Annotated in this window: 8 protein-coding genes and 1 tRNA gene; 4 read left to right on the top strand and 5 right to left on the bottom strand. The window is 56.2% G+C overall.

Annotation, left to right across the window (positions count from 1 at the left end):
* Positions 1 to 86: 86 nt before the first annotated feature.
* The 3 genes from M7Q83_RS05325 to M7Q83_RS05315 all read left to right on the top strand — a co-directional run bounded on the left by M7Q83_RS05325 (position 87) and on the right by M7Q83_RS05315 (position 3,592).
* Complete coding sequence (locus tag M7Q83_RS05325; protein WP_298336126.1) at positions 87 to 617, top strand: GNAT family N-acetyltransferase; 531 nt, start codon at positions 87 to 89, stop codon at positions 615 to 617.
* 169 nt (positions 618 to 786) lie between these two features.
* Positions 787 to 2,304: a histidine ammonia-lyase gene (gene hutH, locus M7Q83_RS05320; RefSeq protein WP_298336124.1), complete on the top strand. Its 1,518-nt coding sequence runs from the start codon at positions 787 to 789 to the stop codon at positions 2,302 to 2,304.
* 358 nt (positions 2,305 to 2,662) lie between these two features.
* Positions 2,663 to 3,592, top strand: coding sequence for a DUF4268 domain-containing protein (locus tag M7Q83_RS05315; protein WP_298336122.1), 930 nt, complete (start codon positions 2,663 to 2,665; stop codon positions 3,590 to 3,592).
* Positions 3,593 to 3,878: 286 nt separating this feature from the next.
* Here the strand turns inward: M7Q83_RS05315 and M7Q83_RS05310 are convergent.
* Positions 3,879 to 3,966: transfer RNA gene (locus tag M7Q83_RS05310), tRNA-Leu, on the bottom strand.
* A gap of 135 nt (positions 3,967 to 4,101) precedes the next feature.
* Between M7Q83_RS05310 and M7Q83_RS05305 the strand changes: the two genes are divergently transcribed.
* Entirely contained in the window at positions 4,102 to 6,141 is a 2,040-nt protein-coding gene (locus M7Q83_RS05305) for an ABC transporter ATP-binding protein (RefSeq protein WP_298336120.1), read from the top strand.
* A gap of 839 nt (positions 6,142 to 6,980) precedes the next feature.
* Here the strand turns inward: M7Q83_RS05305 and M7Q83_RS05300 are convergent.
* The 4 genes from M7Q83_RS05300 to M7Q83_RS05285 form a co-directional block, all read right to left on the bottom strand.
* Positions 6,981 to 8,576: an LCP family protein gene (locus M7Q83_RS05300; RefSeq protein ID WP_298336118.1), complete on the bottom strand. Its 1,596-nt coding sequence runs from the start codon at positions 8,574 to 8,576 to the stop codon at positions 6,981 to 6,983.
* A gap of 58 nt (positions 8,577 to 8,634) precedes the next feature.
* Positions 8,635 to 9,585, bottom strand: a complete 951-nt coding sequence (locus M7Q83_RS05295; RefSeq protein ID WP_298336116.1) for an ABC transporter permease — start codon at positions 9,583 to 9,585, stop codon at positions 8,635 to 8,637.
* Between the two features lie 17 nt (positions 9,586 to 9,602).
* Positions 9,603 to 10,547 (bottom strand): ABC transporter permease, encoded by a 945-nt coding sequence (locus M7Q83_RS05290; protein ID WP_298336114.1) that lies wholly within the window; start codon positions 10,545 to 10,547, stop codon positions 9,603 to 9,605.
* A gap of 104 nt (positions 10,548 to 10,651) precedes the next feature.
* Positions 10,652 to 12,508, bottom strand: a complete 1,857-nt coding sequence (locus tag M7Q83_RS05285; protein WP_298336112.1) for an ABC transporter substrate-binding protein — start codon at positions 12,506 to 12,508, stop codon at positions 10,652 to 10,654.
* Between the last annotated feature and the right edge of the window lie 72 nt (positions 12,509 to 12,580).

The raw sequence follows: 12,580 nt of genomic DNA, 5'->3' as shown, positions 1-12,580 counted from the left end.
GCACTATGGCAAGTGCGGGCACTATGGCAAGTGTGGGCACTATGGCAAATAGTGCCTTGGCTGCTCGAAGGCCCTAAGATGTTGGCATGGCACAGTTACTCGAGGTTCGGCCAATTGGGGAAGCGGAGACTGATCGAGCGGGTCTCGTGTTGCGCAACGCGTATCACCAAATCTATCCTCCCGGTATTGAGGGTGGGTACATCGATGAGGTGGCCCAAGTCAAGCAACGCATCGGCCATGCAACGGTTCTCGTCGCTCTCATGGATGGGGAGGTGGTGGGTTGTGTCTCACTGGTGCTCGATGAGACCTCACCGTTGGCTGAAGGATTGCGCGCTGGTGAAGCGGGCATTCGCATGCTTGGAGTGACTCCGGAAGTGCACCGGCAGGGCGTTGGTCAAGCCCTGGTCGAGGAGTGTCTCAGGCGTGCGCGAGCTGTACGTAAGGTTGCAGTCATACTTCATACGGATACGCGCATGGACGCCGCACAACTCCTTTATGAGCGCCAGGGGTTTCGTCGCCTACCAGAGCGTGACATGAGCTTTCCCGGGGTCGAGCTGATCTGTTACCGTCGAGAATTGCTCGATGCCGTGTCCGGGTTGCCTAGTTGGCCGACATGAGAGCGGCCCTTGGTGTGGTCGGCGACACCTACCCCTCTCAGACAGAGGAAGCCACCATGGGTGGTGCAGCCATCATTGGCACCACGAGTGGCGTGGTCTGATCGGCCTGGGATAGTTTGGAAGGGTGGCGATCGTCATCCACGAGGTCCACTTACTGTGAAGGAGTACCATGAGAATCGAGCCTGGAGCACTGACATTTGCGCAGTTGCAAGCTGTTCGGGAGGGTGTTGACAGCCTTGAGCTACCGGTGCAATCCTGGGAGCGTATTGGTGCTGGAGCCGCTACGGTCACGGAGATCGCCGCGGCGAGTGCCCCGGCCTACGGTATCAATACGGGCTTTGGACGTTTGGCAAACACACAGATCCCTCCTGCTGAGCTCGAACTGTTGCAACGCAATCTGGTTCTCTCACATGCGGTTGGCGTCGGAGATCCTCTCCCCGCCACGGTCGTTCGCATGGTCCTCCTGCTCAAGATCGCAAGCCTCGCACAGGGGTACTCGGGCGTCTCTCGTGAGCTCATGGAGATGCTGATTGATTTTCTGGTCAACGACATCCTCCCGGTGATTCCATCGCAGGGATCGGTAGGCGCATCGGGCGATCTGGCTCCGTTGGCACATCTCGCTACTGCTCTCATCGGGGTTGGTGAGGTGCGTTGTCACGGCCAGACGATGTCAGCTCTGGAGGGATTAGCAACGCTTGGCCGGGATCCAATTGTGCTCCGACCGAAAGAAGGTCTTGCCCTACTCAACGGCACCCAGGTATCCACCGCCTTGGCACTTGAAGGGCTTTTTGCTATCGACCGAGTAACGAAGGCGGCCGTGGTGACTGGCGCGCTCAGCGTTGATGCCGCCGCGGGTTCGGTCGTGCCGTTTGATCCGAGGATCCAGGAGGTCCGTGGTCATAGGGGACAGAAGATAGCGGCTGGGGCCTATCGTAGGCTGCTGGCGGGTTCGGGAATCACGCAGTGGCATCAGGACTGTGAAAAGGTCCAGGATCCCTATAGCCTTCGATGCCAGCCCCAGGTGATGGGAAGCGTCTTTGACGTCTTGCAGTGGACAGGCGAACGACTCATGGTCGAGGCAAATGGGGTCTCAGACAACCCTCTCGTCTTCACTGAGACGGGTGAGGTGCTCTCGGGGGGAAACTTCCATGCCGAACCAGTAGCGATGGCCTGCGACTTTTTGGCTATCGCGGCGAGCGAAGTTGGGGGTCTCGCTGAACGGAGAATCGCCCTTTTGATTGATGCAACCTTGAGTGGCTTGCCACCGTTCCTTGTCCGTAACGGTGGAGTCAACTCTGGCTTCATGATTGCCCATGTGACGGCGGCTTCACTGGCTTCTGAGAACAAAAGCCTCGCCCATCCAGCATCGGTAGACTCACTACCTACCTCTGCGAACCAAGAGGATCACGTCTCCATGGCGACCTTCGCAGCGCGTCGGTTGACGCCATTGGCGCATAATGTAGCCACCATTATTGGGATTGAACTGTTGGCGGCTGTCCAGGGTATCGAACTGCGGGCACCGGTGACGACCAGCCCCACGCTTCGCAACGTCATGGACTGCCTACGCCAAGTCGTGCCGCACTACGATGTTGATCATTTCATGGCACCCGACATCCAGGCGGCGCTCGAACTCGTTGAGAGTGGGGAGATTGGTACATTCTGCCCTGTTGCCTTGCTGAATCTGTAAACCCTAGACGATCATGCCGTACACGGCGTATGGCCGCATCAGTTTCGTTGATGCGCGACCTTGCTCGGACGATTCCGTGCGGGAGTCAATAGAGGTGCTTGCTGCCATTATGCGCAGTCGAACTGCTGGAAATAGCGCAATAAGTAGTAGTAGAAGCACTACATGTGGTGGTAACGCCGCGTAGAAAATGGTGGGGGATGCTCTGTTGATAGCGTGGACGTGGCTACTGTTGGAAGAATAACTAAACCCAGTGGAAAGATGTAAGAAAACTCGTTCGTGACTGTTGGACCCGATAGAATAAGTGAGTTATTTGGGGTGCCAGTACGGAACTGGGGCAACCTTACCAAGGAGGGTGGCAATGGCGCAACAGGTCATAGGAAGACCAGTACGAGTACCCACGCGTGAGGTCTGGACTGGCGGCTCCCAGGAGCTGGTCACTTGGTTACTCGAACACCCTAGCGCGATTAATGATGCGCTCGATTTGGAGTTATCTACGGTTACTCGAGGTCGCAGGGGCGCGGCCATTGCCCCTGACTTGCTTGCAGAGGATCCAGGTGGAGGTCTTTGCGTTCTTGAGGTAGCACTCGGCCGTGCTGGCAACACAGGACTTGGACGATTGGTCACCTACGTCAGTGCCCTGCAGGCCGAGATGGCCGTATGGATCGTCGAAGAGATCGCAGCTGAACATGTGGCTGCCATGAATTGGTTAAACCGCAGCGGTATTGCAAGGTTCTATCTTTTGCAGCTGCAGTGTTTTAAGGGACCCGAGGGAACGATTACCCATCTCATCACCCGTGTACTTGGGCCGTCACCGTTGGTGCGTTCAGCGGAGTCGGAACGGCGACGTATGGTGGAGCGTAGTGACTTGCGATTAGCGTTCTTTGACCGTTTGTGTTCACAAGCGAATGCTCCAGTGATGGTGTCCCCGAGGAGGGGTATGACCTCGGTGACGCATCGGCTGACCAGGCTTGCCGGGGTGACCTACAATTTTGTGGCCGATGCGGCCGAATGCGGTGCGGAGGTACGAATTGCGGGGGTAGGGGAGCGGCAACGGGAGGCGCTCGTGATCTATCAGGTTCTCTTCAAGCAGCGTGACGCGATCGAGGCCGCCCTTCATCCTGATGTGCTTGTATGGGAGTCGCTCGGTTCAGGACACTATCGGATCGCCTCGATGATTGCGGGAGGTTACGATGCCCCTGAGAGCGATTGGGATGAGATCCAAATCCAGCTTATGGATGTGATGGCTCGGCTTCGCAGCGTCATGAAGAAGTACTTGCACAAGTTGTAGCCGGTCTTGGCGCTCGCTCACGCTGGGGCAACGGTCCTGGTCCTTGGAACTTGACCCAGGGGTTCACAGACTTGGCCCTTGTGCGCCCACGTGTTTCGACGAATGGGACAAGCATATTGATGCTGGGTACATCAACAAGGGTTCCAAGGACGCTGCCGACTTGTGCACGTTCGTGGAACGAGAAGCGCAATCTAGCTATTTCGGCAGTCCAGCCATATCGGTGCTCCGACGGTACTACTTCATTGCGAAGAGCGCCCGCTCGCGAGCAATGACCAACGACAAATGCTGGTGTCGGAGGCGGGACTTGAACCCGCACGACCTTATCGGTCACTAGGCCCTCAACCTAGCGCGTCTACCTATTCCGCCACTCCGACGTGAGAGATTCATACTACCAACCAACAGGCCTGGGGACCTACGCATCGCTGAAGTTTTCTGTATGAGTAGGTAGCGCCTTAGTATGCGGAGACCGGATAACATACTAGAAGGCCACCGAGGTAAGGGGAACGCACGTGCCACTCTTGGAAATCAAAGATCTACATACGCATATTCGGTTGCGTAACGGTGAAGTCCGGGCAGTCGATGGCGTAAGCTTCGATGTCAACGTTGGCGAGACCGTCGGATTGGTTGGGGAGTCTGGCTCAGGTAAAACAATGACCGGCATGTCCATCCTTGGACTGCTGCCAACTGGCGGTTACATTCCCCATGGTGAGATTCTCTTCGATGGCGTTGATCTTACGAAACTCTCACAAAGCGAGATGCGTAAATATCGTGGTAATGACATCGCGATGGTCTTCCAGGATCCAATGACGTCCTTAAATCCGGTGTTGACGATAGGCGACCAGATCGCCGAGACGGCGCGCCTGCATCTCGGCATGAACAAGACCGATGCTGAGGCGAGGGCGATTGAGGTGCTCAACATGGTTGGCATGCCAAACCCAAAGGAGCGGCTCACCTACTTTCCCCACCAACTCTCGGGAGGACTGCGCCAGCGTGTGATGATCGCGATGGCACTCACCTGTGATCCAAAGTTGCTTATCCTTGATGAACCAACGACGGCACTCGATGTCACCATTCAAGCACAGATCCTTGAGCTCCTTGAGGATCTGAAGGAACGTCTTTCGATGGCGATGATACTCGTCACCCACGATATGGGTGTGATCGCTGGACGTGCTGATGATGTGGTGGTGATGTATGCGGGCGAGGTCGCCGAGTTCGCTTCCTCCAAGGATCTGTTTCAGAACCCTTATCACCCCTATACTGAAGCCCTTTTGGCATCAATTCCACCCTTAGAGGGTTCGATCCCTGAGCGTCTCTACTCGATCCCTGGGTTGCCGCCAGATCTTAGCACTGATTTAGTTGGTTGCCGGTTCGCCCCACGCTGTCGTTATGTCCAGGATCGATGCCGAATCGAGGAGCCACCATTCGAGACGCCTGATGGTTACTCACACCCGTTCAGCTGCTTTTACCCGGTCTCTGCACCGGATCGCGTCCCGGTGAATGTGATCAAGAGAGATCAGGCGAGCTCGAAGACGGATCGTGAGGCGATTATCGAACTCGATCACGTGGTGAAGGAGTATCCTGTGACAAAGGGTGCCCTTGTCCAGCGCCATATTGGTACCGTCAAGGCGGTGACTGACGTGACGTTCTCGGTCTATCGTGGCGAGACGTTTGGAATCGTCGGTGAGTCCGGTTGCGGCAAGACGACGACGGGTTCGATGATCGTCGGCCTAGAGGATGTCACTGCTGGAGATATTCGCTTCAAAGGTCGCTCGATCATCAAGGACAAGGGTCGGTACTTGAAGTCGGTGCGTCGGGATCTTCAGCTCATGTTCCAAGATCCTTACGCCTCGCTCGACCCACGAATGCGGGTTAAGGATATCCTCTCTGAGCCGCTGACCATCCACCATCTTGGCAGCCAACGTGAGCGTGATGCGACGGTTGCGCGGTTGCTCCGCGAGGTCGGACTCTCGCCGTCGGCCGCTGACCGATATCCGCATGAGTTCTCCGGTGGTCAGCGACAACGTATTGGGCTTGCTCGGGCCTTGGCGCTACAGCCGGAGGTCATCGTCGCTGATGAGCCAGTGTCGGCACTGGACGTCTCCATTCGCTCGCAGGTGCTAAACCTCATGAAGGATCTCCAGGCAGAGCACGATCTCACCTACATCATTATCTCACACGATCTCTCCGTTGTTCGATTCATGGCCGACCGAATCGCCGTGATGTACCTTGGCAAGCTTGTAGAGCTTGGAACAGAGGCAGATATCTTTCAGCGGGCTAAGCATCCCTATACTCATATGCTCCTCGATGCCGTCCCAGAGGCGAACCCGGAGGTGGAACTAGCTAAGGAGCATGGCACCGTCCGTGGCGAGATCCCCTCCGCCATTACCCCACCCTCCGGGTGTCGTTTCCGTACGCGTTGTGCCTTTGCCCAGGATCGATGTTCAGAGGAGCAGCCGGATTACACCCAATATGGGCAGGAGCACTATGCAGCCTGCTTCTTTCCGATGGCGCGTCCACCGCGATTTGCCGAAGTTGAGGCTGCTGGCTAAGCACTGGTCGTGATCGCTATGAGGCTAACCTCCGCGTCTGTTGGTGAACACATTCGCAGATGCTGACGGAGATGGCGCCACCGAAGTGGGTAGATCACACGGTGATGGAAGGCTGTGATGTTTTGCCCGCCATTGATGGGTGAGCCGCAGAGGGTAATGACTCGTTCTGGTAGGGTATCTGGCTGGCTCTATCGGCTAAGGATGGTCGTTGGCTCGCCGCCGCCTGTGATTGACCCTCTTTGGGCGCATTGACACCCAAGGTGGGCAAGGCCCTCGTCGCTATAGCCGCGCCTCGAGGTACTGACGGTGGCCTGATGGTTGTGGGGGAGTAGCCTACTACGCACTACCGGCGATGTTGCGAGCGATCGAGTTTCTGCACCTCCGGGGAACCCGCTCATTGACGTTACTGTTCAGTGGCAATATTGGCGAGAGTCCTCCGACGGTGGCAAATGGTTGCAGGCCAGGCATAGCTTCTCGTTGTGATGTGGGTAACGATCATGGTCGTTGTGTGAGTGGAGAGGGCGGGGTAGAACCAGCTTTTAGCGCCCGCCTTCGGTGCTGCATGGTGGAACCATCTGTTGGAGTCCTAATGCAGCGGATTGCATTGGTTGGTCAACGGCGTCGTTCTCTTGTATTGCGTGGGCCGCGTTGTGATGGTAAGTAGCTGTTCCCATAGAGACGACGAGGATGGGTCCGAATAGCTGGTTGTTACCTTCATCGCCTGTCACCCTTGGCTGTGGTGGCAGGTTCGAAATCTCCTACGGAAGGCGGTAACACGCCGCTCCTTCAACCAAGCGTGCTAAGAAGCATGCTTAGCCATCAGTAGCAAGTCAAACCCGTTACTTGGTGGGGCACGCCTTTGGATCCCACCAGCTGATCGGCTCAGAGGCGCTCCAAAGGTTGGTGTTAGCGAGCTGGGTCACGCTCTGAAGATTGCTGGAGGAGCCGCTGCTGGTTGCACTCGAGTTAGACGATGATGTGCTGCTGCCGGTGCTTGAGGAAGAACTTGCTGCACTGGGTGGCGGGTCGACGGCGACGGTCGATCCTGTGGTAAGGACGACATCCGCTGACTGCGAACTGGAGCCTTCGGCCATAATCGCTTGTCCGGTCAATGAAGAGAGCACCTTTTCCCCCATTGCCAAGTCGCCAGGTCGATACCGCACGACTGCTTCAGAGTCGGTTCCGGCGTAGGTGGCGTTACCGATCGAGTCGATCTTGTAACCAAGAGTTCGTAAGCCCGAGGCCGTTTGTGCGGCCTCGTTCGTAATACCAGATCCGTTCAGGACTGAAACCGTAACGGACCCCGGTGATACTGCCTGGTAGTCCACCGCACTCGACCCTAGGAACTTAGATATTTGCGTAAGATCATTGGGCTGATAGGGAAGGACGATCGATCCAGGAGCCTGATAGTTACTGGGGTTGGCAAGATCATGAAAGGTACCATTGGGAATGATCACCGGCAAGGTGGTCGTAGGAATGGAGCCAGGACTTACGTGCGAATACGTCAAGGCCAGTGACACGAGATCACTGAGGCTGAAGCCTTGGTCGAGCTTCAGTGCGGGGAGAATAGAGCCCAACAACGCGTTAGCGTTCAAGGGATTGGATAACGCCGATGTCTTGATTTGGGAGGCGAGAACTCTTAAGAAGATGTGCGTTCGTTGAATGCGACCAAGATCACCGGTCCCATCGTACTTCCATGTTCCCGTCGTTGGGTCATAGTAGTACAGATGCCTCGCGCGAACGAGCGCTAACGCCTGGGTACCGTTGAGATGCTGACATCCGGGTTGCGTGATATTGAGTCCCGAATAGTAGTCCTTCAACTTGGTCGGGAAGTCAATAGTGATGCCGCCGAGGGTATTTACCACTTTTTCAAAGGTGTAAAAGTTGAGTTCCACGTAGTGACTGATGGGAATGCCAAGGTCTTGTTGGATCGCTTTGACGAGCATCGTTGGGCCAAACTTGCGATTGAGGTAGGTGTCCTCGGCGGAGTTCAGCGAATCATCGACCCGCAGCTGTAACCCAGTTCCACCGGGCATGGGCATCCAAAGATCTCGCGGTATGGAGAGTAGATAGGCTGAATGCGTCGCTGGGTTAAGGTGCAGTACCATGGTGACGTCGCTGCGTCCACCTCCGACTTCGGAACACGTGCCGAAGTGGTTGTTCTGTTTTTGATAGAAACTCGAGTACTTCTTCAAGGTGCAGCGGCTATTGTCACCGACGAGAAGAATATTCTCGGGCTTTCCACCCGTGGCTTGCGTGGTGAGCCCATCAACGTGGACGCGACCTATCTGGTCGTAGCGGTAGTGGACATAGACATAGCCGCTGACCCCTAGGATCAGGATCAGTACGAGAAAACCGACTAGTGCGGTGACCAAGCGACGCCTACGGCGCAGTTTGGAGGACTTGACGATCTTTTTTTGGTGTTGATGAGTCACGATTCGAATAGGTTAGTAGGCGTCATTGCCATCGGCGCAGTCGGAATCTCAGCTCCCCTTAACGGCGCTGTAGGCGAACCTCAAGTGCATCGCGCAATGCGTCACCAATGAAGTTGAAAGCGAGGACGGTAAGGACGATCAGAAGGCCGGCAGGATAGATGAGCCACCAGTAGCCATCGTAGATGTAACTGACGCCGCCAGAGAGCATCGAGCCCCAGTCAGCCGCTGGTGGTGCGAGACCAAAGCCAAGGAAGCCAAGGGTCGCCAGGATAAGGATTGAGTTCGCCACGGTGAAGGTTGCCTGCACCACGACCACGCCGATGGTGTTAGGGATGATATGGCGCATGATTGTGCGCAGGCGTCCCCCACCCATGATCCGCACGGCACGAACGTATTCTCTTGTGCGCAGGCTGAGCGTCTCACCGCGCACCAACCGTGCCGCCGTGAGCCACGAGACGATCGAGATGGTGATGATCAAGAGCAAAACCGTCGGGTGATAGATCGTTTCGAGGTAGAGGAGGATGAAGATGGTCGGTACCGCGAGGAGCACATCAACGATACGCATCATGATCGTGTCGACAAAGCCACCGAGGAACCCTGAGATGGCTCCCCACATGGTTCCGATGACCGTTGCGATGATGGCAGAGATAATGCCAATGATCAGGCTATCTTGCCCGCCTGTCATCAGCCTTCCCAGGACGTCGCGTCCGCTCGGATCGGTGCCAAGTGGGTGGCCGGCACCCGGTGGCAGGTTGATATTGTAGGTCGCGACTGTCGTGTCGGAGTGGTAGAAGATAGGCCCCGCGAAACTAAAGAGGATGAGAAGAACAAGTAGTGTCACTCCTAGGATACCGAGTTTATTATCGAAAAATGATCGTAGCAGGAGACGCCAGGCTGAGCCCGAGCCCGAGACTTCTCCGCCATCGGGTGTCGAGGGGAGATTGGTGCCAGCGAAGGGAGCGGCAAACTCACGCTCAACTTCGGGATTGAGATCTTCGGTGATCGACATGATGCGAAGCTTCCTTCCTAGTAGCGTACGCGGGGATCGAGCGCCGCGTAGGCGATGTCGGCGAGTAGGTTTCCAACTACGGTAGCGATCGCCACCACCAGTGTGATGCCGAGGGCAGTGGGGTAGTCCTGACTGGTGAGCGCGTTGATGTAATCAGAGCCGATCCCCGGATAGTTGAAGGTGATCTCGGTCACAAGGCCGGCAGTTAAGACGGCGGGGAGTGTTAGGCCAATCAATGTCACAATGGGGATGAGTGAGTTGCGTAACATGTGCTTGAAGAGCACCACTCGTTCTGAGAGACCTTTGGCCCTTGCGGTTCTGATGAAGTCTTGGGCGAGTGACTCAATGGCGGAGGAGCGCATAAAACGCGAGTAGCCAGCGAAGTTGACCAGTGCCAAGGTGGCTATCGGAAGGATCAGGGCCATCGGTTGACTTAAGATCTGCCCAACTGTCGATCCCTGCGGCGCCTCGGCGGGGAGGAGGTGCAGGTACTCGGAGAAGCCGAAGATGAGTAATTCACCAAGGAAGAAGGTTGGCATGGCATACAGGATGAAGGAGATACCAGTGATGCCCTGGTCCGCGAACTTGTTGCGGCGAACCGCCTGAAAGATGCCAATCGGTACCGCGATCACGATCGAGATCAGTAGTGCGACGCCAACCAGGAGGAGGGACTTTGGTGCATCACGCTTGAGGATCGAGCCGACAGATTCGTTGAGTTTATAGGACTGACCTAAGGTGTGTTGCCACACCACTTGATAAAGGTAGTGCCAGAGTTGAAAATAGAAGGGTTTGTTCAGGTAGTTCTGAATGATGAAGGCATGAACCTGGGCTTGCGACGCATGGAAGCCGACGATCGCGCGTGCAGGGTCTGGAAGCAACGTCTGCAGGATGAACATAATAACTAATACGCCGAGCACTACAATGAGCGACTGAATAATTCGGCGAATGGTGTAACCAACCATGGCTTCCCCTCTAGCAGCAGTAGTAGATGTCGCCAGCACAATGACGACCCTGACCTGCAGCGTAGCAGCTATTGGACAGGGCCGTCATTGGCATGGCACGATTATTATTTAGTGAAGTACCAGTTCTCAGGTGTGAGGTCCAGGTACGGGTTCTGGGTCACGCCACCGAGCTTGCTCGATACCAATGAGATGGCGTAGTCGGGCGATGGCTGGTAGATCACAGGAAGCTGCTTGACCATGTAGTTTTGGTATGCGTCAAGGGCGGCCTGTGGATCAGACGACGTGTGGGTAGCAGCAATCAACGTGTTCGCGGTATTGCTGGAATAACTTCCAAAGTTCGAGCCAGATCCACTGCCGAAGAGTTCGCCACCGGATGGGTAGTTATCCGGGCTGTACTCCCAGCCACCGGCCCAGTTCTCCATCTCCCACTTACATGAAGCTTGTGATGGAGTACAGGGAGCGGCGTTTGTGATCACCGTATCGAACGTTGCCGACGTCAGGTTGATGGTGATCCCCGCCTGCTTTGCGGCAGACGCGTACGCAGCCATCTCCTGGGTCACCGAGCTGTTGCCAGAAGCGTACTGCAGGTTGAGGTTGAGAGCCAGGCCCTTCGAGACACCAGCACCACACTCGGTAGCCGCAGACCCAGGACTCTCACAGGTCATCACGCCATTGACCATCTTAAAACCATGGGAGGTCAAGAGGTTCTTGGCGGCGGAGACGGAGTAGGGATACGGGTTCGACTTGGAGTTCGCATCTGCGAAGGGGTTCGCAGGTGCGAGCGGTACTGGTGAGTAGCTCGGAACCGCATACCCCTTCAAGAAGGTCGAAATCCACGCAGGCTGATCAACCAAGTGTTGGAGTGCCTGGCGGAAGTAGAGCTGCTTGAAGAGCGGTCCATAGGTCGGGTTGTTGTAGTTCTCTACCCAGTAGTCAAAGCCGAGATCGATCCAAGGCTCCACCTTGTAGCCGAGGGACTCGACGTAGGGCTTCTGCGAGAGGTCAGTAACCGGCAAATAACCATAGGTGATGGCGTTGTTGCCGGCGCGAAGGACGTTGAACTCAGACGAATTGGAGATGAATGGCAGTTCAACGAACTCTGACAGGCTTGGCTTGACCGGACCCGAGTAGTCGGTGTTTGGCACAAAGACCGCCTTGCCAGCGGTGGTGAAGCTCTGCAGCTTCCATGGGCCGTCAACGACGGACCAGATGGGGCTGGTGGCATACGTGGAGAGGTCGCCGGCTTGGCCGTTCAGGAACTTATAGACTGCCTGTGCGCCACTCGTGGTGGTATCGGGCAAGTTGGCCGCCGTCGGGCTCGGCGCCGGTTGTGTGAGCGAGGTACGATCCCATGCCATTGGCAACGGAGTGATCTGTGAGAGCTCGTTGTAGGTGAACCACGTTGGGCTGTAGGACTTGCTCAGCTGAAACACCACGGTCGAGGCGTTCGGGGCTGAGTAGGATACGACGTTATCGGGGAAGTCGCCGGGTACGTAGGCCGCCCAATCGGTCTTGTTCGCCTTCAGGAGGTTCATCCAGAAGATTACATCGCGCGAGGTGACCGACTCACCGTCAGACCACTTGTACTTTTTCAGGGTGATGGTGACCGTCTTGTCGTTGTTCGAATAGACCGGCGTGTTGGCCAACGACAGGCTGGTGTTGAGCTCGGCCTTGTTTCCAACTCCAAAGTAGTACAACGGGCGGTACATGAGCGTCTGGAACTGCGCAAGGTTATCGATAGAGAAGTCGGTGCTCGGGGTCAGCGGGAAAATATAGTTCGGATTCGCCCCTGAAGCCTCTGCGAAGTAGGCAACTCCACCCTTGACTTTTGTTGTCGAGGGTGAGCTACTCGAAGTGGACTTCGTACTCGTTGAACTCGAACCACAAGCCGCGAGCAGCATTGCAGCCGCAGCGGTGGTTCCGATAATTGCGGCGGTCTTCCGCCTTGACGTTTTCTTCATTGGTTCCCCAATTCCTCCCATGTATCTCGTTCCCGTGCACTCCTACGCGCAGGGGTCGAAGCTATGTTACGC

This window comes from Ferrimicrobium sp., assembly GCF_027364955.1.
Taxonomy (GTDB): Bacteria; Actinomycetota; Acidimicrobiia; order Acidimicrobiales; family Acidimicrobiaceae; genus Ferrimicrobium.
The sequence above is the reverse complement of the archived record's forward strand: the minus strand, read 5'-3'. Positions and strand labels throughout refer to the sequence as shown.